This is a genomic window from Halalkalibacillus halophilus DSM 18494 (assembly GCF_000423105.1).
Lineage (GTDB): Bacteria > Bacillota > Bacilli > Bacillales > Alkalibacillaceae > Halalkalibacillus > Halalkalibacillus halophilus.
Genome location: NZ_KE383978.1, coordinates 76,746 through 97,803, shown reverse-complemented (window position 1 = coordinate 97,803; position 21,058 = coordinate 76,746). Strand labels below are relative to the sequence as shown.

General features: G+C 40.5%; 26 protein-coding genes. 11 read left to right on the top strand and 15 right to left on the bottom strand.

The window, feature by feature from the left end; genetic code table 11:
• Nucleotides 1-74 precede the first annotated feature (74 nt).
• Nucleotides 75-1,190, top strand: coding sequence for an NAD(P)/FAD-dependent oxidoreductase (locus G532_RS0112265; RefSeq protein ID WP_027965053.1), 1,116 nt, complete (start codon nt 75-77; stop codon nt 1,188-1,190).
• 77 nt (nt 1,191-1,267) lie between these two features.
• A complete protein-coding gene (locus G532_RS15295) occupies nt 1,268-1,504 on the top strand; it encodes a hypothetical protein (protein WP_035513008.1) in 237 nt (78 codons plus the stop codon).
• A gap of 50 nt (nt 1,505-1,554) precedes the next feature.
• On the opposite strand, the gene G532_RS16130 is transcribed toward G532_RS15295, so the two are convergent.
• Both G532_RS16130 and G532_RS0112250 read right to left on the bottom strand, forming a co-directional pair.
• Nucleotides 1,555-1,728 (bottom strand): hypothetical protein, encoded by a 174-nt coding sequence (locus G532_RS16130; RefSeq protein WP_156882592.1) that lies wholly within the window; start codon nt 1,726-1,728, stop codon nt 1,555-1,557.
• A 6-nt stretch (nt 1,729-1,734) separates the two neighbouring features.
• Nucleotides 1,735-2,214, bottom strand: a complete 480-nt coding sequence (locus G532_RS0112250) for a PaaI family thioesterase (protein ID WP_027965052.1) — start codon at nt 2,212-2,214, stop codon at nt 1,735-1,737.
• Between the two features lie 95 nt (nt 2,215-2,309).
• Between G532_RS0112250 and G532_RS0112245 the strand changes: the two genes are divergently transcribed.
• The gene (locus G532_RS0112245; protein ID WP_027965051.1) at nt 2,310-2,651 is read left to right on the top strand and encodes a hypothetical protein; all 342 of its coding nucleotides are present in this window, start codon (nt 2,310-2,312) and stop codon (nt 2,649-2,651) included.
• A 67-nt stretch (nt 2,652-2,718) separates the two neighbouring features.
• Here the strand turns inward: G532_RS0112245 and G532_RS16125 are convergent, their stop codons facing one another.
• Entirely contained in the window at nt 2,719-2,877 is a 159-nt protein-coding gene (locus G532_RS16125; protein WP_156882591.1) for a hypothetical protein, read from the bottom strand.
• Nucleotides 2,878-3,183: 306 nt separating this feature from the next.
• Between G532_RS16125 and G532_RS0112235 the strand changes: the two genes are divergently transcribed.
• The gene (locus tag G532_RS0112235; protein ID WP_027965050.1) at nt 3,184-3,504 is read left to right on the top strand and encodes a hypothetical protein; all 321 of its coding nucleotides are present in this window, start codon (nt 3,184-3,186) and stop codon (nt 3,502-3,504) included.
• Nucleotides 3,505-3,522: 18 nt separating this feature from the next.
• Entirely contained in the window at nt 3,523-4,128 is a 606-nt protein-coding gene (locus tag G532_RS0112230) for a lysozyme inhibitor LprI family protein (RefSeq protein WP_027965049.1), read from the top strand.
• A 224-nt stretch (nt 4,129-4,352) separates the two neighbouring features.
• On the opposite strand, the gene G532_RS0112225 is transcribed toward G532_RS0112230, so the two are convergent.
• From G532_RS0112225 to G532_RS0112215, 3 genes are read right to left on the bottom strand one after another with little or no spacing between them, the layout of a single operon-like run.
• Nucleotides 4,353-4,916 carry a GNAT family N-acetyltransferase gene (locus tag G532_RS0112225; protein WP_027965048.1) on the bottom strand — a complete coding sequence of 188 codons (564 nt, stop codon included), beginning with the start codon at nt 4,914-4,916 and terminating at the stop codon, nt 4,353-4,355.
• Between the two features lie 25 nt (nt 4,917-4,941).
• Nucleotides 4,942-5,475, bottom strand: a complete 534-nt coding sequence (locus tag G532_RS0112220; protein WP_027965047.1) for a chromate transporter — start codon at nt 5,473-5,475, stop codon at nt 4,942-4,944.
• On the bottom strand, nt 5,472-6,041 hold the full coding sequence (locus G532_RS0112215; protein ID WP_027965046.1) for a chromate transporter: 570 nt from the start codon (nt 6,039-6,041) through the stop codon (nt 5,472-5,474). The genes G532_RS0112220 and G532_RS0112215 overlap by 4 nt, the downstream gene beginning before the upstream one ends.
• A 103-nt stretch (nt 6,042-6,144) precedes the next feature.
• On the opposite strand from G532_RS0112215, the gene G532_RS0112210 reads away from it, so the two are divergent.
• Nucleotides 6,145-6,594: an Lrp/AsnC family transcriptional regulator gene (locus G532_RS0112210; RefSeq protein ID WP_027965045.1), complete on the top strand. Its 450-nt coding sequence runs from the start codon at nt 6,145-6,147 to the stop codon at nt 6,592-6,594.
• A 61-nt stretch (nt 6,595-6,655) separates the two neighbouring features.
• On the opposite strand, the gene ggt is transcribed toward G532_RS0112210, so the two are convergent.
• The 3 genes from ggt to G532_RS0112195 all read right to left on the bottom strand — a co-directional run bounded on the left by ggt (nt 6,656) and on the right by G532_RS0112195 (nt 10,688).
• Nucleotides 6,656-8,269 (bottom strand): gamma-glutamyltransferase, encoded by a 1,614-nt coding sequence (gene ggt, locus G532_RS0112205; RefSeq protein WP_027965044.1) that lies wholly within the window; start codon nt 8,267-8,269, stop codon nt 6,656-6,658.
• 452 nt (nt 8,270-8,721) lie between these two features.
• A complete protein-coding gene (locus G532_RS0112200; protein WP_027965043.1) occupies nt 8,722-10,257 on the bottom strand; it encodes a BCCT family transporter in 1,536 nt (511 codons plus the stop codon).
• Nucleotides 10,258-10,445: 188 nt separating this feature from the next.
• On the bottom strand, nt 10,446-10,688 hold the full coding sequence (locus G532_RS0112195) for a GlsB/YeaQ/YmgE family stress response membrane protein (protein WP_027965042.1): 243 nt from the start codon (nt 10,686-10,688) through the stop codon (nt 10,446-10,448).
• Nucleotides 10,689-10,809: 121 nt separating this feature from the next.
• On the opposite strand from G532_RS0112195, the gene G532_RS0112190 reads away from it, so the two are divergent.
• Nucleotides 10,810-11,712, top strand: coding sequence for a diacylglycerol/lipid kinase family protein (locus G532_RS0112190; RefSeq protein WP_027965041.1), 903 nt, complete (start codon nt 10,810-10,812; stop codon nt 11,710-11,712).
• A 62-nt stretch (nt 11,713-11,774) separates the two neighbouring features.
• Here the strand turns inward: G532_RS0112190 and G532_RS0112185 are convergent, their stop codons facing one another.
• Nucleotides 11,775-12,710: an acetamidase/formamidase family protein gene (locus tag G532_RS0112185; RefSeq protein ID WP_027965040.1), complete on the bottom strand. Its 936-nt coding sequence runs from the start codon at nt 12,708-12,710 to the stop codon at nt 11,775-11,777.
• A gap of 169 nt (nt 12,711-12,879) precedes the next feature.
• On the opposite strand from G532_RS0112185, the gene G532_RS0112180 reads away from it, so the two are divergent.
• Complete coding sequence (locus tag G532_RS0112180; protein WP_027965039.1) at nt 12,880-13,191, top strand: TIGR04104 family putative zinc finger protein; 312 nt, start codon at nt 12,880-12,882, stop codon at nt 13,189-13,191.
• A gap of 1 nt (nt 13,192) precedes the next feature.
• Here G532_RS0112180 and G532_RS0112175 read toward each other — a convergent pair whose 3' ends face one another.
• From G532_RS0112175 to G532_RS0112155, 5 genes are all read right to left on the bottom strand, one after another.
• Nucleotides 13,193-14,170: an ABC transporter ATP-binding protein gene (locus G532_RS0112175; protein WP_084500755.1), complete on the bottom strand. Its 978-nt coding sequence runs from the start codon at nt 14,168-14,170 to the stop codon at nt 13,193-13,195.
• Entirely contained in the window at nt 14,130-15,170 is a 1,041-nt protein-coding gene (locus G532_RS15290) for an ABC transporter ATP-binding protein (protein WP_035513090.1), read from the bottom strand. Before G532_RS15290 ends, G532_RS0112175 begins: the two co-directional genes overlap by 41 nt.
• A gap of 24 nt (nt 15,171-15,194) precedes the next feature.
• Nucleotides 15,195-16,088, bottom strand: coding sequence for an ABC transporter permease (locus tag G532_RS0112165; RefSeq protein WP_084500752.1), 894 nt, complete (start codon nt 16,086-16,088; stop codon nt 15,195-15,197).
• Nucleotides 16,088-17,044 carry an ABC transporter permease gene (locus G532_RS0112160; protein WP_027965036.1) on the bottom strand — a complete coding sequence of 319 codons (957 nt, stop codon included), beginning with the start codon at nt 17,042-17,044 and terminating at the stop codon, nt 16,088-16,090. The genes G532_RS0112165 and G532_RS0112160 overlap by 1 nt, the downstream gene beginning before the upstream one ends.
• Before the next feature lie 69 nt (nt 17,045-17,113).
• On the bottom strand, nt 17,114-18,691 hold the full coding sequence (locus G532_RS0112155) for an ABC transporter substrate-binding protein (protein WP_027965035.1): 1,578 nt from the start codon (nt 18,689-18,691) through the stop codon (nt 17,114-17,116).
• A gap of 359 nt (nt 18,692-19,050) precedes the next feature.
• On the opposite strand from G532_RS0112155, the gene G532_RS15285 reads away from it, so the two are divergent.
• From G532_RS15285 to G532_RS0112140, 3 genes are read left to right on the top strand one after another with little or no spacing between them, the layout of a single operon-like run.
• The gene (locus G532_RS15285; protein WP_035513006.1) at nt 19,051-19,704 is read left to right on the top strand and encodes a hypothetical protein; all 654 of its coding nucleotides are present in this window, start codon (nt 19,051-19,053) and stop codon (nt 19,702-19,704) included.
• The gene (locus G532_RS0112145; protein ID WP_027965034.1) at nt 19,697-20,440 is read left to right on the top strand and encodes a cytochrome c biogenesis CcdA family protein; all 744 of its coding nucleotides are present in this window, start codon (nt 19,697-19,699) and stop codon (nt 20,438-20,440) included. Before G532_RS15285 ends, G532_RS0112145 begins: the two co-directional genes overlap by 8 nt.
• A 16-nt stretch (nt 20,441-20,456) precedes the next feature.
• On the top strand, nt 20,457-21,041 hold the full coding sequence (locus G532_RS0112140; protein WP_027965033.1) for a redoxin domain-containing protein: 585 nt from the start codon (nt 20,457-20,459) through the stop codon (nt 21,039-21,041).
• Nucleotides 21,042-21,058 lie beyond the last annotated feature (17 nt).

The following is a 21,058-nucleotide window of genomic DNA, read 5'->3' as shown; positions in this document are numbered from 1 at the left end:
TTAAGTATAATATATAGACGGGTAGAGTTATAACGTTTACGCTTGAAGGTAGAAATTTTTAAAGAGGTGTCAGGATGATTGTTATTATTGGTGGAGGAATCTTAGGAGCATCTACTGCTTATCATTTAGCAAAAAAAGGCGAAAAAGTAACTTTAATTGATCGAAAAGATGATGGTCAAGCAACCGAAGCTGCAGCTGGGATCGTTTGCCCTTGGCTTTCGCAACGGAGAAATAAGGCTTGGTACCGCTTGGTTAAAGGTGGAGCGAGATATTATCCTGAACTTGTGAAAGCGTTAGAAGCTGACGGACAAACGGATACTGGCTACCGGCAAGTCGGGACGCTAAGTCTACATACCGACCAAGACAAACTACAAAAAGTGGCGGAGCGAGCAAGGAAACGACGAGAAGACGCACCAGAAATAGGTGAAATCGAAATTTTAACGAGTGAAGAAACACGTGAGCGATTTCCTTTAGTGAACGAGGCATATGGCAGTGTTTTTGTAAGCGGAGGCGCGCGAGTGAATGGAAAAAAAATGCGAGATGCCCTTCTGCAAGCGGCAAGGGGCCATGGAGCTATAATTAAAATGGGTGATGCAAGATTTTCTGTGGAAAATGGAGCTGTTCAAGGGGTCTCTGTGAAGGGTGATTTTAATCCTACTGATAAAGTAATCGATACGAGTGGAGCGTGGTCGAAACAATTGATCCAACCACTTGATGTGAACTTCGAAGTATCATCACAGCGAGCACAACTTCTTCAACTGCAACTTCCTGATGAAGTCAATTCTGAAGGTTGGCCAGTGATTATGCCACCGAATAATTCGTATGTACTCTCTTTGGCACACGGAAAAATTATCGTTGGGGCAACACGAACGGATACGGAAGAATTTGATTACCGGGCAACAGCCGGGGCGATCCACGAAATTCTCGGGAAAGCAATCGAGGTGGCTCCATCATTAGAAAATAGTCAGCTAATCGAAACTCGCGTCGGCTTTCGACCTTACACACCTGGTTTCTTACCCGTGATTGGTCGCCTCCCAGGATATGAAAATGTATATGTAGCTAATGGACTAGGTGCATCTGGACTAACAAGTGGCCCTTATTTGGGAGCGGAACTAGCAAGGTTCGTCGCTTCAGAAGAAACGGAACTAGATTTTAAAGACTATGATGTAAATTCTGCAATCCCTGAATAAATTTCTATGGACGAGAAAGGAATTCCTTTTTTCTTGTCGAAATGGTTAATTAAGGAACTTATTAAGGGGGAACGAATATGTATAATCGTCAAATGACTTACCTAATTCCTGGTGGTTTACTAGTTGGTCTTGGTGTTGGACTTTGGATCGACCAAGTTGCTGCAGGGGTTATGCTAGGTTTAGGTATTGGATTTTTACTAAGCGCCTTCATGGGCTCTTTTCAATTTCGGTTTACATGGACAGACCGGCTCGAGAGTCGTGTAGAGGAATTAGAAGCTGAAATGAAAGAATTGAAACATCGTTCGAATCCTTAAAATAGTCCCCCGTTTTCTTTTGAAGAAATTCAGATAAACGGGGGGATTTGTTATAATTCTATTAATATTCGAACGATCAGAAACAAAATAATCGCGATGATCGCTATAAGAAAATACGAATAAACATGCTTCTTCTGTTTGATTACATCGATTAAAACATATATAACCAAGGCTGCTAAACCTAAAAGCGCAGCAAAAATGACAATCTGGTTGACTACTAACATGGTGTGTTACCCCCCAAATGAGTCAGGCATCTTCGCAGCAACTACTAATCCAGTCGCCACTACTTCTTCGTTAGCATATACTTCCACATTAACATTGAATTTCTTTGGATGCACTTCATTTACTGTGCCGAATGCTTTGAGAGGCGTGTTTTGGGGAGTGGGTTTTATATATTTTACCTCGAGTGAAGCAGTAACAAATCTAGGTGACTCCGCTCCGTCCTCAGGTTCATGACCATTTTTTCGATGAAGCGCAAGTGACGCAGATCCAGTTCCATGACAATCAATTAAAGATGCCAACAACCCACCATATACAAATCCCGGAATCGCCGTGTGCTCTGGACGAGGGGTATAAATGGTCAATGTCTGCTCTTGACTCCAGCCTGTACGCAGCTTTAGACCTTGTTCATTATTTTTACCACATCCATAACAGTGTGCTAAATCAGCTGGATAATAATCTTGAATCGCATATGTGATTTCGTTCGTCAATTAGATAACCCCCTTTTTTTATTATCATTCTATTAGATTGTATTCAAATCCTTCTTGGGGAAAAGATTTACGTTTTTTGGAAAGGAGAAATATGTATGTTTATACATGAAAGTTTTGAGACAGCAGGTTCGTTCACACTACTTCGTCCTATTTTCATCACAATTTTAGTAGCGAGCTTGATCTTATTTTTCGCGGTGATAATTCCTAAGTTTAACAGAAGATTATTAAACGGGTTCTCGGTAATTACCTTAACTTTTCTTATGGCACTTATTACAATGCAATTGCTTTATTTTACGGGAATTATTGTTGATGAATTAAATTTAGGTGGAGACGCCACTTCATCATATATGGGGGTTGGGATTATTGGATTAAACCTTGCTAGTTTAATGGTTTATTTTATGACACCGATTGGAAAAATAAAAGAGCCATCAGCTTAAGATTAAGCTAACGGCTTGAGCGATGTTTCATCTATTTTAAATAGTATGAAGCACAGTTTTTCTCTATTTAGCGGTGTGCTAGATCCATTTCAGCTTCTGCATGAACTGGCTCTAGGCGTAGACCTGACTTCTTCTTTTTGAAACGAGATACAACACTATCAACGAAGTACATCGTAGCTAAAAAGAATAGTACAGCTGTAGAAACAATAATTAGTGACGTTGTCATCAACATCTACCCCTTTCCAGTGAAAAATAATCTTGATATATCATCAATTCCTTCTATATAGTATCATATATTACGCTTATTGCAATATAAAAAGTTCATACTGTTATAAACGGTGTATTTCTCTTAAATGCTACTTAATACTATAGATTTGCGCTTGTGGTGCGGTTTTCAGAGCTTTAATGTAATAACGCGTGTATGTAACAGCGTATTTTTGTCACAAAAGTTTCACAGTATAGCGGTTTAGTTTGGATTTTTTAGATGTTATTGTCACTTATTTTATAATAGGTTTTAGGGGGTGAGGTTAAGTTGAACATGGTAAGTACGTTACGAGAAAAATTCAATAACAGCAATAAGGTACTCTTCCTTTTAAAAGCAGTATTTAGTGTATTAACGATCTACTTTGCCTTGCGAGTAATATACGTGTCTACATCAGCATTATTAGGGTACACAAATCCATCTGGTGATCCACAGCAATCATTACTCTTCTGGATGCTACTTTCGTTAGGGTTATCGAACACCGTAGAAGTGATCGATATGTTCCTTGCCGGTAAGAAGAAATATTTTGGACTTTTGGTTGTATCGACCATTTTTACACTTGGAGTCGCCATGTTTATTTTATTCATTTAATAGGAAGGAGGGTTATTCATTACATATAAAAGAACATTTTTTATACTAATCATTACATTATTCTTAGCAGCATGTGGAGATGCTTCTGATGCATCCAACAGTCAATCACAAGAGGAGGGGTCTCCAAGTTCAGATGATTCCGGTCAAGAAGAAACGGAATCAGAGCATAAAGATGACAGCACCAGTTCAACAAACAGCGATTCCGGTTCGTCCGAGGAAACTTCAAATAGTGAATCAAAAGAGGAAAACACATCCGATCAATCACAAGGAAATTTTAAAGAAGAGTATCTGGAAAAATTAGAGGAAACAAAAAATAAAACGGAAAATTTAGAAGCAACGGACTCTTCTACTTATGCGTTGAAAAAAGTCGAAAATGATAGATGGGAATTGTGGGATGAATTGTTGAATGAAATTTACGGTGTACTAACTGAAGAGCTTACATCTGAAGAAATGGAACAATTAAGAGAAGAACAGCGAGATTGGATTGAAAAAAGGGATGAACGCGCATTAGAAGCATCACTAGAATATGAAGGCGGTACCCAGGAGCAATTAGAATACGTTAGTGTGCTTGCCAATGTGACAGAGGAAAGGTGTTATGAATTGGTAGAGGAGTATATGGATTAGATATAGATGAAGAAAGCTAGAGATTTTGATAGTCTCTAGCTTTTTTTAGATTAGAAAAGGATTGAATTCGGGCAGAAAAATCTGGATGCCGGCATACGGTGAGGGCTTTCAGGTGAAAAAAATTATTTGCCGGCAAAAAGTGTGGCTTGCCGGCAAAGGAAAGGATTTACGGGTGAACGGGGACTCTATGCCGGCATAACCCGACTCACCATTCGTCACTCTTCTTACCTCTTCACCTTCGCATAGATGCATGTGTCGCGAAGGTCTTCTCCATTTAAGGCAAGGTCATCGTTTCGAAGTGTGCCTTCTAATGTAAAACCAAGCCTCTCGGGAATGGCTTTACTTCTTACATTTAAATCATCACAGCGAATTTCCACTCGATTTGCCTGCAGTTCATTAAAAGCGAATGCAGTAATGCCTTCCACTGCCTCTGTCGTGTATCCCTTTCCTGTATGACGACTATCGGTCCAATAACCGATTTCAAATTTCCGAACTTTCCAGTCAAAACGATGCAATCCGGAAGAACAAATTAATTCGCCAGTTTCTTTCAGGAAAACTAACCATCTGAGGTCTTCTCTTTTTAAAAATTTAATATGGGCCTCTCGAATATTTGCCTCTACATCGTCTAATGTTTGGTCGATATGTGCAAAAGCCATCCAAGGTTTGAGCTCTTCTAAGGAAGCTTGCAAGGACTCATACATTACCTTGCCATCACCTGGTTTGGGCATTCGAATCAGTAGTCGATCGGTTTCAAATTCATGCGGAAAATCAATTAAGATCGGGTTCATTTCATTGCTCCTTTTTACCATGAAATTAAGATAAGAAAACGGCTCCATACGTTAGTGCACCAATGATGACGAAAGCAGGGTGTATGTTCCATCTTTCCAATAAGAAAAAGCTTGCAGCAATTAAGATTAATGTCTGAACTAAGCCAGCTCCTTCATAGGAGGTAGCGAAGAATTGGTAGGCTAAGACTGCTAATAAAATTGCGATTGCTGGTCTGATTAAGGCCGTCATGCGTTTTATTTTCGGTGAATCTTTAAATTTTAATAATAGCTTTAATAAGATAATCATTGCGATTAAAGATGGAAGAACTGTAGCAGATACGGCAACGATTGCACCGAGGACTCCGCCGACATCATAGCCTATATACCCCGCCATTTTCGTAGCGATTGGTCCTGGTAAGGCATTTCCTAAAGCAAGAACTTCCCCGAATTCCGAGGTCGTCATCCATTCGTATCGTTGGACGACTTCATATTCTACTAACGGAATAGAAGCTGGACCACCACCGTACCCGACAATTCCTGGTATGAAAAAGGCCAAAAATATATGCCAATATTCGATCATGATTCACCCTCCTTTGTTTGCTTTGAAGGAGTTTTTTTAACTAATGCATAAATAATGATTGCTCCAATTAGGATCGCTGGGTGGAGTCCGACAAGTTCAAAGGCAATTAAGCTGACCACTCCGAGTCCAATGGCTAATCCCCAACCGAGATCTTTTTTTGAACTACGCAAAAAGTTAAAAGCTAGCATGAATAACATCACACCAACAACTGGTGCAATCGAATTCGTCATCCCTTCGACTATAGGCGAATCGCGGAAACTAACTAAAAAACTAATCAGCGCAATCATGATGACGACAGTTGGCAGGATTGTTGCTGCTAAAGCATTTGTCATGCCAGTATAGCCACCAACTCGGTAACCGATATAACCTGCCATTTTTGTCATAATCGGACCCGGGAGTGTATTGCCGATTGCGAGTACATCGGAAAATTCTTCATCATCCATCCACTTATACGTATCTACCACTTCTTTGTGAACGAGTGGAATAGTTGCGGGGCCGCCACCATAGCCGAGCATTCCCGCACGGAAAAAGCTAATAAAAATATCTTTTTGTAGTTGAAAGTTCACTTGTACCACTCTTTCTATTGCACTTTTATATCCGATATATGACATTTTGCGAGTTTTCTTTTATAATGTAAGCTAACGAAAACTAATTGAGTGTGGTGTCTAAATGAAGTTAACGGATACAGATTTGAGAATTTTAAATATTTTAAGTGATCAGGCGCGTATTTCCTATGTCGACCTCGCTAAAGAGCTAGGGTTATCTCGTGTAGCAGTTCGCGATCGTATTACCCAAATGCAAGAAGCTGGTGTCATTGAGAAGTTTAGCGTCGTGATTAATTCTGAAAAGGTCGGAAAAGGAGTTTCTGCCTTTTTCAATGTTGATTGCGAACCGAATGCACTTGTCTATGTAGCAGAAAAGCTTGCAGAGAATCCGAAAGTTGCAAGTTGTTATCAAATGACTGGACCAAGCACGTTGCATACCCATGTTCTGGTAGAAGATTTTCATAAGTTAGAGCAATTTATCAATGAAGAGTTGTATGCATTAGATGGCATTACTCGTGTGGAAAGTCACATACTTTTACGTCGTTTCAAGAGTCGTACAGGGTTGAAGCTTTAAAGGATAAGTTAGGCTTACTTACATTTATTTGTAAGTAAGCCTTTTTTTTATTTGGTCCTTCTTACCAAGCTGCAATGTCCCCATCTGTTCGTGGTTCCGTTCCTCCTGCTAATACGCCGGTTTCCGGGTCTCGCCAAATGATTTGGCCGCGTCCGAATTCACTATGGTAAAGCGTACGTTGAATCTGGTGCCCTTTGCGTTGTAAGGCTTGCGCAATGTGTTCAGGGAAGGATGGATCTACTTTCACTGTTTTCCCTTCCATCCATTGCCACCTCGGAGCATCGAGTGCCGCTTGTGGGTTCAGGTGAAAATCAACTGTGCTCATAACAACTTGTGCGTGGCCCTGTGGCTGCATGAATCCACCCATGACCCCAAATGGCCCTACTGGATCCGCACCTTTTGATAAAAATCCTGGAATAATTGTATGGAACGTTTGCTTACCAGGTTCTAAGCTATTTGCGTGATCTGGGTCAAACGAGAAGGTGTGCCCACGATTTTGCATCGCGATTCCTGTATTAGGAATGACAACTCCAGATCCGAAGCCCATGTAATTACTTTGGATAAACGACACCATATTCCCTTCCCCATCTGCAGTAGACAGGTAAACAGTGCCTCCACGCGGTGGTTCTCCCGCTTCTGGTGTGAGTGCGTGCTCGCCAATTAACTCTCTACGCTCATCTGCATACTCATCTGAAAGCATTCCTTCTACAGAAGCGTCCATTTCTTTTTGTTCGGTAATATATTTTAACCCGTCTGAGAATGCTAGTTTCATTGCTTCAATTTGTTTGTGGTACGTATCCACTGTTTCTTTTTCCGTAAACTCATACCCTTTTAAAATATTTAAGGCCATTTGAGCAATCATCCCTTGCCCATTCGGCGGAATTTCCCACACATCGTACCCACGATAATTCACTTTAATAGGATCTACCCATTGTGGTTGATAGCTTTCGAGATCTTCTTTCGTTAGATATCCGTCGTGCTTTCTGAAATAGTCAGCGATCTCCTTAGCAAGTTCCCCTTTATAAAATGATTCCGCATTGGTTTCTGCGATTGCTTTTAACGTACGCGCATGGCCAGGTGACTTCCACATTTCCCCTACCTGTGGCGCTTTGCCTTTTGGTGCAAACGTGTCGAACCAACTTTGGTAGATGTCATCTTGGAAAATTTCTTTGAATTTTTTGTAGGCTGCTTGCCAATGAAATCCTAGCGTTGGCGATACTGGATAACCATCTTCTGCATAAGCAATTGCCGGTGCCATTACCTCAGTTAATGGGAGCTTGCCAAACTTTTTAGAAAGTTCTGCCCAACCAGCAGGCGTCCCAGGTACGGTTACCGGAACTTTCCCGAATGTTGGCATTTCTTTGTATCCCGCTTCTTTTAACTTTTCTACGGAAATATTTTTCGGTGCATGTCCACTCGCGTTCAAACCATGCATTTCCCCATCGACCCAAACAAGTGCAAACGCATCCGAGCCAATTCCGTTTGACGTCGGCTCCACTACCGTAAGTGCCGCTGCTGTAGCAATCGCCGCATCAATTGCATTGCCACCTTTTTTAAGGATTTCAAGCCCCGCTTGTGCCGCTAATGGTTGTGAAGTCGCAACCATCCCTTCACGACCATAGACGACATTACGTCGAGAAGCATACGGATAATACTGTGCATCATATTGAACCATCTAGATCCCCTCCACTTTACATTCATCAATTATTTTCACTTATACTACCACAAAAAGTAGAATAATGCGACTTGAATAGCTACATTTATAATAAGAATTTTATTTTTACTGATCACAATGTAAATGCATGTTAATGAATAGAAGTTTTCTCGTAATCAGTAGAACATTTAGGATAATGAGTAGAACATTTTAAATAATGAGTAGAACCTCTCGCATAATCAGTAGAACTTTTTAAATAATGAGTAGAACATTGTCTCGAAATGGTGGTATTCCGTAATGGGCGTATAGAATTTTATAATGGGACTGTAGATTTCGATAATGAGCGTATAGAATCTGATAACGGGACTATAGAAATCCGTGACTGCTTCCGTTTGAGCGCTTACCCAATCGCACTCCATACTCAACCAACAGAAAAGCCTCCTATATCCACGTATAGGAGGCAAACTTCTAATCTATTTCCTTACATTGTGTTTCCATGCTTCGTCTTGGTCGATCATCTTAATGGCTGCGTAGATCAGGATGAACTGAATCGCGATGATCGGCAGTCCCATTAAGCCGGAGACGACTTCGAGTGGTGGTAGGCCACCGATTTGCATGAGTACTAAAGCTAATCCAGCGATGACTGCCGCACTGATTACACGCAGTAAGCCGGATGGTTCGTTCTTACTCATGTCTTTTGTACTCGTATACGCTGCGATTGTATACGTGGTTGAGTCGAGTGTTGTCGTCAAGAAGATCAAGGCTATGATCATGAACGCAACAATCGCTACTTGACCAAGTGGCAGCGTTCCTAGGATTTCTGGAATTGCTGACATTTGCTCGTTATTTTCTACATAGTCAAGGATTCCCATATCACCTTCAAGATAGCGATGTACTCCTAGGCCGCCTAATACTCCTGTTGCAATCCAGGACAATACAGTTGGTGCCATGAAATAAGTTAAAATCATCTCTTTAATCGTACGACCTTGCGAAATTTTCGCCGCAAACACACTGTGAAGCATTGCCCAAGTTGCACTGTAAGCGAACCAAAAGACAGTGTTACTTTGAATATGCGACGCGCCACCTTCATAAACGGAATCCGTATTGAGTGACATCGTTAAATAATTCGATGCTAAGTGCGACACACTATCAGTGAAGTAATTTAAAATAAACACACCAGGTCCGGCGATTAAAATAAACAGGCCGAATATTCCTGCTAAATACATATTTAACGTACTTAAACGTTTAATCCCTTTTTCAATACCGACATAGGCACTGATTGAGAAAAGCACCACCCAAACAACCGTTACTGCTAATGTCAGCATGAAAGTTACATCTATATTAAATAAAGCGGATATATTATGCGTAATAATCGGTGCACCTAGACCAAGTGTTACAGCTGCACCTGACAAAATACTAACAAGGAATAAGACATCCAACAGTCGACCGCCGAATCCATCTGTGAACTTATCCCCGAACACGACACGACTCGCTTCAGAAATCCGCATCAATGGTCGTTTCTTCACATGTAAAATATAAGCCATAGCTGGTGCAATCATGACAAAGATCGCGAATACTTGAAAACTCCACATGAACATGCTGTACGCATTACCCCATAATATAGCTTCTGAAGATCCCGGCTCAACACCTGCAGGAGGGTCGTTGGCTACATTTGTCCATTCCAACATACCCGTCCGCATGATCGTTGACCCGACACCCATCGCGATCAATATCGATGCATATTCGAATAGAGAAAATCTTGGTTTCTCATTCGGGTCGCCTAGCACTACTTGGCCGTATTTTGAAAATGATAAATACAGACCTGCAATGACCAAGATCACTCCGTACCATAAATATCCCCAACTAAAAACATCTACAATATAGTCGAAAACTCGGTTTAACAACGCGAGTGACTCCGACTCGTACATAGCAAATTGCAAGCTGATTCCGACAACGATAATCAAGGCGGGAATAAATATTTTATAATCAATAAGTTTATTACTATTCATATCTTCGCCTCCAAAGTCAAAAAAAATTCACTTATCTGTCTACCCGGAAATAGCATAAAATAACATTTTTCTACTTATATTACAAAAATAGATATAACGAGCCAATATATTTCCATTAGCTATACCCAGAGAGAAAAACCATGCCAGGGAGATATCCCCCTGACATGGTTCTGCTGATTCTATGGTGACTATCGTATGAGTTTTAAAATTAAGCTTAAGATTGCTACAAAAATTAGTGCACCAATTAATGCTGGTAAAATTGCGATCCCCATTAATTCTGGTCCTTGGGTTCCTATAACGGAGTGACCAATCCATGCACCGATCACACCAGCAATGATGTTACCAATGATTCCACCAGGAACACCACCTAATAGCAGGCCTGCTAGCCAACCGATTAAACCACCGACTAATAAATATAAAAGAATAGCAATAATCGTTTCCATTTTTTATAGCTCCTTTTTCATGTAATATACTAATTAAATACCTTAAAATACGTGACATTAAACATTAATCACTCTATACAATTTTGTGAGTCATACTAGGAGGCAGAATATGAGCGCTGTACAATCAGCAGTTTTATTAATAAATGGAAACCAAGAGTCTCAAGCAGTAGAAAAGGTCATTAGACAAACTGTTCCTATATTAACGAAAACAATCCCAACTATTACGATTCATCAGACTTTTTCCGTAGAAGAATTAAAGAAATCTGTAGAAAAATTCAGCAAAAACATTGATTTAATTATCGTATATGGGGGAGATGGGACGGTTCACCAAGTAATCAATGTACTGGCCAAACAAGACACCCCACCACGGGTAGCAATTTTACCAGGTGGGACTTGTAATGATTTTGCCCGTACACTCGGAATGCCATTGAATTTAAGAAAAGCAGCGATGACGATTGCCACTCTTAATTTTCATGAAGTCGACGTCGCACAGATCAATGACGATTACTTCCTTAACTTTGCAGGGGTCGGTGCTATTGCAGATACTTCTGAAAACATTGATGCGGACCAGAAAAGTGCAGTTGGAAAGCTCAGCTATTTCTGGAGCGCAATCAAAACCGTTTCAGAATTTGAACCGATTCAATTTAAATTGAAAGTCGACGGAGAAGAACATGATACCGAAGCAGTTGGTTTATTTGTCATGAACGGCTATTCTGTCGGTACGCACCGTTTCCCAAATACAAATATATCTTATCAGGACGGTTATTTAGATGTACTGGCAATTCGTGACTCTAACCTTGCAGCGATCCGCGAGTGGTTTTCCATGAACAACGAGGAGCCACAGCAATACAAACAAATTGATGTTTTAAAAGGAAAAGAAATTACGATTGAAACAGAAACACCTAACGACGTGGATACGGACGGGGAAGTGTATTTGAACACGCCGATTAATATCAAAGTTATGCCTGGCAAGCTTCAAATCATCCATGGGGAGCTTACTGTTCAAGACTAATTCAGTCAAATAAACACAAAAAAGCATGAAGCTCGTGAAATAGCTTCATGCTTTTTCATGTTTTATTTAAATATCTTCTGTGGCAAATAAGCAGAAACAAGATAATTCGGAACATCTACAATTTCACTGATTTTCAAATCGACTGCAACACTGGATAGCGCATATGCTTCTTGATCGCTCAAACCATATGTTTCCCCGAGATGTTCAATCATGTACTCGACTGCTTTTTTAGATGCAGTCATTAAATCATCACTATGACCTGTCGTTACATAATACCCTTTTTCATCTAGATCCGTTGTTAATGGACCGGGTGTTATAAAGCGTGGTTCTTTAATCGACTTTCCTTTATGAAGCTTGAACTTCAGTTGGATTTCCATGGGTGCTTCAATAGCTGTCCCGCAAACTTCCCCGTCCCCTTGAGCCGCATGGGTATCGCCAACTGAAAATAAAGCACCATCGACCCAGACAGGTAGAAGCAATCTCGTACCCTTCGTTAGATGACGAATGTCCATGTTCCCACCATTTTTCCGCGGAGGTACGACACTATGCTCGCCATCTTCTGGAAGGGCAACGCCGATTGTTCCGGGGAATGGCTTAGTCGGGATCTCAATTCCATCTGCGAACTTTGCGATTTGTTGGTTGTTGAGGTCCCACACCTTTAAATAAGGATCAGAAAATTGTTCGTTCAACAGTCCAAATCCAGGAATGATTGCTGTCCACCCCCAACTCATTGTTCCAAAATGTTCAATTTCAACTTCTAACGTATCTCCAGGTTCTGCACCTTCGACATAGACAGGGCCAGTTACTGGATTTACTTTTGAGAAATCTAAGTTCGGGACATCAACTGCAGTCGACTGCTGCGATAATTGACCGCCAGAGGCATCATGCACCTCGAAATGAACACTCTCTCCTGGAGCAACAGAAGTCACTGGCTTCAAGTTTTTATCCCAAACCGTGTGGTGGCAATGCTTGTGGATCGTATGATTTCCGTGATTCATCCAAACAACTCCTTTTCACATAGCTTTGTTGAAATCCATGAGCGTACTCGATCTTACTATTTTCTATCTTTTCATCTTACCTGAATATTTAAAATTTTTCATTTTGTGAAACTTAGAAACATTTGCTAAACTTTATAGAAATAATTCATTACAAAAAGGAGCTCCTACCATGCCAACCTGTCAAAATTGCCATACTGAATGGAGTTGGAAAGAAACAATGAAGGCAAGTATGATTCTAGATACACGTATGACTTGCCCGCACTGCCAACAAGCTCAGTACACGTCAAAACAAACACATAAACGTTTTATGATTTACACACCGATCATGCTTGTTTTCGTTATTTTCCTTCCGCAAATTATAGATTTATCACTGACTGCTACCATTGCGTTTGCTGTGTTCCTTATCATCGCAACATTAAGTGCTACCCCATTATTATTAAATTTGAGCAATGAAGAGGAATTTTTATTTGATAAGGATTAGTTCACTCCGCATAATGACAAGCTGCATAATGGCCATCACGAACCTGTTCAAACACCGGTGCCTCTTCCACACATTTATCTGTTGCTAACGGACACCTCGTGTGGAACCTACAGCCACTCGGGATATGAAGCGGACTTGGAACATCGCCTTTCAGCACAATTCTTTCTTGCTTCTCTTCTGTAATATCAGGAATAGCAGAAAATAAGGCCTGTGTATAAGGATGAGCTGGGCGTTCATACAAATCGTGCTTATCTGAAAGCTCCACCAACTTCCCTAAATACATCACCCCAACCCGGTCACTTATATGCTTTACGACAGATAAATCGTGCGAAATGAAAATGTAAGTCAAGCCGTGTTTCTTTTTCAAGTGTTGCAATAAATTAAGTACCTGGGCTTGTACAGATACATCCAAGGCTGAGACGGCCTCATCACAAATGATCAGTTTCGGCTGGACTGCTAAAGCTCGAGCAATACTGACTCTCTGCCGTTGCCCACCGCTAAATTCATGCGGATATTTCCAATAGGCAGCTGGCGTTAGCCCAACCTCTAATAATAGCTCTTCTAAATATTTTTTCTCTTCCTTTTTAGATACAATATCATGCGTACGAACAATTTCAGAAAGCATGGCACCGACAGTCATCCGAGGATTCAATGACCCAAATGGATCTTGAAAGATGATTTGAATATCCTTTCTAAGTTTGCGTAAATCTTTATTTTTAAGCTTAGCGATGTCTTGCCCGTTATAAATTACTTCTCCAGCAGTAGGATGTTGCAACCTTAATAACGTCCGTCCCATCGTCGACTTGCCACAACCAGACTCTCCAACGATTCCGAGGGTCTCTCCTTCTTTTACAGTGAAAGTCATGTCATCTACTGCTTTCACCTGTTGTTTTTTCTTTAACATTCCACCACCAGTAGAAAAGTATTTTTTCAGTCCATTAACTTCTAATAAGATCTTGTTCGGTTGCTTCACGTCCATCTTCATCCACCCCTTTCCACGGTGTCATCTCTTCCCAACGATCGGTATGCATCCAGCAACGAACGGTATGTTCTTCCGCTTCCTGAAGTGGTGGGGAATCCGTTAAGCACTCTTGTTTGGCAAATGGGCACCGAGTAGAGAAGCGACATCCTTTAGGCATCTTTTCAGGACTTGGAACAGACCCCTCGATAATCGGAAGCTCGTCCTTCTCTTCTTTCAACTTAGGAATCGATGCAATTAACCCTTGTGTATATGGATGCTGTGGATTATTAAATAATTGCCTATTATTTGCACATTCAATTACTTCTCCCGCATACATAACTAGGACTCGATCAGCCACTTCAGATACCACCCCTAAATCATGAGTGATCATCATAATCGACATCTGTCTTTCTGCTTTAATGTCATTTAATAGCTCAAGAATTTGCGCTTGTATCGTTACATCCAGCGCAGTTGTCGGCTCGTCTGCAATTAGTAATTTGGGATTGCAAGCTAAAGCCATTGCAATCATAACCCGCTGCCGCATCCCGCCACTCAATTCATGCGGATAGTTATGAAGACGTTCCGCCGGAGAAGGAATCCCTACTAATTCGAACATTTCTAAAGCACGAGAATAAGCTTCTTTCTTGCCTACTTGTCTGTGCGTCCTCACTACTTCTGCTACTTGTTTCCCAACAGTATGCACAGGATTAAGTGACGTCATTGGTTCTTGGAAAATCATCGATAGATCATTTCCACGAAGTCGGCTCATCTGTTTCATATTTTTCTGTACTAAATTTTCTCCTTCAAATTCGATTTTGCCGCCTTGAACCTCTCCTTGCTTCGGTAGTAAGCCCATAATGGATAAAGAAGTTAAGCTTTTCCCACAACCGGACTCACCAACAATACACAACGTCTCTCCTTTATACACTTGAAACGAAACACCGTTTAATATATTTACAGAACTTTTCTTCTGTTTAAAACCAACATGTAGATCCTCTACCTTCAGTTGAGCATCCATTTTCTCACCCACTTTCTAGCTACCTTATTTCATTTTTGGATCAAGCATGTCTCGAATTCCATCTCCAAATAAATTAATTGAAATAACTGTTAAGAATATAAAGAAGCCTGGAAATAAAGCAATCCACGGGGCAGAATCTAAATACCCCTGACCATTAGCTAACATCGAACCCCAGCTTGGATCCGGTGGCTGGGTGCCTAAACCGAGATAGCTTAAGGATGCTTCCACAATAATTGCGGCTGCGATAGCTAATGTGGCTTGTACCATAATCGGCGCCATCGTATTCGGCAAAATATGTTTGATAATAAGTTTAAAATCGCTAATACCAGAGGCTTTTCCCGCTTCTACATATTCCTTTTCACGATGAGCTAACACTTCCCCGCGAATGAGGCGGATGAAGTTCGGAGTCAGCACTAATCCAATCGCGATCATGGCATTCGTCAGCCCCGCACCGAGTACAGCTGCTAGTGCCAAAGCCAGTACCAAAGCTGGAATCGAAAGCATTGCGTCCGTTAAACGCATAATTATATACTCATCTAAAAACCCTCGATAATAACCAGAAATCAAACCAATCGGCACCCCGATCGCAAGCGCAATTCCAACCGAAATCAAACCAGCTTGAAGGGAAACTTGCGCCCCGTAAATAACACGGCTAAATAAATCTCTACCTAAATTATCCGTACCGAACCAGTACTCAAGACTTGGTCCTTGTAACACCGCACTGTAATTTTGTTCTGTCGGGTCGTGAGGGGCTAACCATGCTGCAAAAATGGCCGTAAAAATTAATCCAAATGTAACGACTCCACCAAACACAGCAAGTTTGTTTTGAAATAATCGACCAAACATCATTTTCCACATGCGTACTCTCGGATTTTCTATTTTTTCTTTCGGGAGGTGTGTTTCTTCTACTTGTGCCATTAGTTTGACCCTCCCGTCAGCTTAATTCTCGGATCTAAGATCGAATAAACAATATCGATTGTAAAGTTAATAAAAATTACCGCAAACGCCATGAACATGACAGCCCCTTGTACCACTGGGAAATCTCTCGTAAGAATCGACTGCACGAGTAATTGACCAAGACCAGGTATGTTGAAGATCTCCTCTGTAATTACTGTCCCCCCAAGGAATGTCGCAAATTGTAGTCCACTCACTGTAATGACGGGAATGATCGAATTACGAAGTGCATGACCGAATACAACAGACTTTTCAAGGAGTCCTTTTGCATAGCCGGTTCGAATAAAATCTGACTCTAGCACTTCTAGTAAACTAGACCGGAGCATCCGTGTTAATTCAGCAGATAAGCGAACTCCAAGTGCCACTGCCGGAAGAAGCATGTACCACAGACTGAGCCCGACGTTTTCAGTTAAAGATACATAACCCGAAGGTGGAAACCACCCAAGTGTTACTGCGAAAATAAAGATTAATAGAATCCCTAACCAGAACGGTGGCAATGACACCCCAGATAAAGCAAAAACAGTCGCAGAAGAATCCCATAGTGTCCCTTTTCGAGTAGCACTAATAATACCTGCTGGAATCGCAATCAAAATCGCTACTGCAAACGACATAACCGTCAACTGGAGAGTTACAGGGATTTTTTGAATTAATAAGGAAGACACTTCTGTGTTATTTCGAAAGGACTGCCCAAAATCTCCTTGCAACAAGTCGCCTACCCATACGAAATATTGCACCACTAATGGTTGATCGAGTCCCATTTCTGCTCGAAGTGCCCGTAGCGATTCATCCGTTGCCTCCTGACCCAAAATTAACAATGCCGGATCTCCCGGCAGCACATTTACTAATGCAAAGACAATCACACTAACCAAAAACAAGATAACAATCATCAATCCGGTTCTCCGGAGTAAAAATGAAATCACGATGCCCCCTCCTTTATCTATGGAAAAGGAAGGTGCTATAGACCGTGTCCACAGCACCTTCATTATTATTTATTCAAAATATAATTCACTTGTACGAATCAAACCGTCTGGAACATGATTGAATCCTTGTACATTTTCTTTCATCGGTTTGTAATCATTTTCGTGATAAAGGAAGATATAAGGAGCATCATCCCATAAAATTTCAGCTGCTTCGTGATACATCTCTTCACGCTCACCTTGATCCGTGGATGTACGGGCTTCAACTAATAATTCATCTAGTTCTTCGTTGTTACTTCCGGTGAAATTATACGTTTCACCCGTATGGAACCAGCTATAGATATTGCCATCAGGATCGACACGACCACTCCAACCAAGTCTCGCAACATCATAGTCTTCTTCGTACATATTATCTAGCATCGTTCCGAATTCTACTTGTTCTAACTCCACTTCAAACCCTACTTCATTCAGCATAGACTGAAGCATTTCACCAAGTTGTTGCTCTGCAGGTGAAGGACGAATAGATAACGTAAATGACAAATCATCTACAGCAGAAGACTCCAATAGTTCCTGTGCTCTTTCCGCATCACGCTCTGGAACTTCAAGATCTGGATTGTTCGCCCAGCTTGACGGAGCAAACGGACTGACAGATGGATTTACCCCTCCGTGGAAAACAACTTCCGCAATCGCTTCACGGTCCACTGCATAATTCATCGCTTGGCGAACTTCTTGATTATCAAATGGTGCACGATTTGTGTTTAACATCATTCCTTGGAAACCAATTCCATCCTCATAAGACATCTCAATTTCTGGATCCTCTTCTAATTGTTCAATATCTTTATAAGCAACACGATTAACAATGTCCAGCTCACCTGAAGTCAGGTTGGTAATACGCGTGTCTTCGTTTGTAAACGTTCGATATTCTAATTGATCTACCCCAGGTGCCTCTCCCCAGTAATCCTCATAGGCTTCAAAAGAGATATGGCTCTGCGCCACCGCTTCTTCAAATTGATATGGCCCTGTTCCAACAGGGTGGTTCGATAAGTCCACCTCTTCGTCTTCAGCAGCTTCAGGGGAAACAACTTGCCCTGCACGGTGCGTTAAACCAGCTAAGAATGGAGCAAAAGGTTCTTCCAACTCCACAACTAACGTATGCTCACCTTCAACCGTCATCGTATCTATTAATGCTAAATCCGAGCTTGCCGGAGAGCCTAACTCTTCGTCTAGGATTCTCTCGAAGTTATACTCAAGAGCCTCTGCATTGAATTCAGTTCCATCATGAAAGGTAACGTCTTCTTGTAAATAGAACGTATATGTAGTCCCATCATCTGAAACCTCCCAATCTTCTGCTAGTCCAGGTTGAATATCCAGATTTTCATCTACAGTTACTACCGTTTCATAAACACTCAAAAAGATCTGACTTTCCACCTGAGCAGTCGATAAGTGTGGATCAAGAAGTGGCGGGTCATCGTCAAGCCCTACAACAAGCATGTCCCCGTCCCCTTCTGATGTTTCCGTACCTTCTCCTTCTGAATCAGACGGATCTGATTCCTCCGCTCCCTCATCATCTCCACCGCAAGCGGCCAATACCACTAGGCTCAAAAGGGTGAGCATCACTACAATTCGTTTGGCGTACATGGAACTTTTCATATTTTATTCCTCCTCTGATTTTTCTGTACTGTTCATTGCTTAATAAAAAATCACTAATATCACTTTCCATGTACATCACCTCTCTTAAAATCAAATCATGAAATTGTTTGATTATTTTAAATTTAAAGTCTATTCTACTCACCTGACAAAGAAAGTCAACAACAATTTGTAAGAAAATTTTATGTAAACGCTAACAAAATGAATTTTTCGCATAAATAAACAACCATTTTGGAACGTATTGGTAAAGATAGATAGAACTATTGTATGAATGAGTGTTCAGTTATAAAAAATAGAACATATTTTCTTTCATCAAATTTTCACAATCAGTATGTAAGGTTTTATTTAAAGGAAGTGAGCATATGGCAGCTACGACTACGATCCTCTCCGTTGCTACTTTAATTGTTAGTTTTTTTATAAGTACTCTTCTTTTTATTGGATTAAGTCCTTTAAAGATGAATGTAAATAAGGAATATGTAGAAGAAGTAATAACATTTATTATCAACACAACACTACTCATTTGGACTGGGAAAGTACTGTTTAACCTTTCTTTATTTCTTAATGATCCTATTGCGGTATTGGCATATCCAAGCGGCTCTCGGGATTTATATTTTGGAGTTTTTATTGCTAGCTTAATCCTCTTATATTATTCAAAGAGGAAAGATCTACAGCTACATATATTTGTTTATACACTGGTAGGGATAACTCTTTTCGCTTCGTTGAGCTATACATTTATTGATCTAATCTGGCACGAAAATAGTTTCACTTTTCCTTATTTGATAGTTCTTGTTCTGTCGGCAGTCGGGTACACCATATCAACGAATTTACTTTCCTTAAATCAAGTTTCTGCACTAACTATTACATTTTGGGGAGTTGGTCAACTTTACTTAGTTTTTACTTTGCCTTTCATAACGTTGTTTTCTTATATGGTTTCACCTTGGTTTGTTGGTTTCATATTAATTATTGGGATTTTCATAATCTTAAAACAATCGAGAAAGTTGGTATCACATGATTGATGTTGCAGATTTAACAATTTGGTTAGCTTTAGGTGCTGGTGTCCTATCCTTTCTTTCACCTTGTACGTTACCTCTATTCCCAGCGTACCTTTCATATATAACTGGGGTTAGCGTAAAAGAGCTAGAAACGAATAAGGATGCAAAAATCAGAACAAAATTATTACTGCATTCTGTGCTGTTTTTATTTGGTGTATCACTTATTTTTATTGGTCTTGGTATTGGAGTGTCTTTTTTAGGCCAATGGATCCAAGGCTTTTTAGCTGGTGAATCGGGGCTATTTATTCAACGGATCGCTGGTATTTTCATTATTGTAATGGGATTATTCGTTGCTGGGTGGTTAAACATCACTGCTTTTATGAAAGAAAAGAAATTTCGTTTCGCCCAAAAACCAGCTGGCTATTTAGGTTCGGTATTTGTTGGTATGGGTTTTGCTGCTGGTTGGACTCCTTGCATTGGGCCTATATTTGCAACCATATTAGTTGTCGCTGCAAGTAATCCTTCTCAAGGAGCAATTTACACTTTGTTATATGTGATCGGATTTGCCATCCCCTTTTTAGTGCTTACCTTTTTCATTGGATCCACGAGATGGATTGTCCGTTATAGCGGAATCATTATGAAAGTCGGGGGTGTCATCATGATTATGATGGGAGTACTACTCTTTACTGGCTATATGTCACGTATATCCATCTTTCTTTTAAATTTAATTGATGATACTTGGTTTTCTAATTTAGGTTAATAGGAGGTAATAATAAATGAAAAAATATATCATTTTAACGTTAATAGTAAGTATGTTTGCGTGGGCAGTTTATGAGTTCGCAGTCGATCAAAACGATACAGTTCAAGAAGAGCACAATGAAGAAGAAGAATATATGGTAAGTGGAGAACCAGAAGATGTGAACGCGGATGACATAGAGGTTGGACTGGACCTTGGAAGTGAAGCTCCTGATTTTGAACTTGAAACACTAGAAGGAGAAATTGTTCAATTATCTGACTACCGTGGTCAAAAAGTGATGATAAACTTTTGGGCGACATGGTGTCCGCCGTGTCGCGCGGAAATGCCTGATATGCAGAGTGTGTATGAAGACGAGGAAGTAGAAATATTAGCTGTAAACCTCTCTAGCACAGAAGCTGCAAGATCAGATGTCGTTAATTTTGTTGATGATTTCGGATTAACTTTCCCCATATTACTTGATAAATATGAAGAAGTAGCTAACCTCTATGAAATATCTCCAGTTCCAACCTCTTATTTGGTTGATACAAATGGAGTCATTCAATTTAAAATGATTGGTCCACTTAATTATGAAATGATGGTACAAGAGTTTGAGAAAATGGATTAGCCTGGTACTTTTTATTA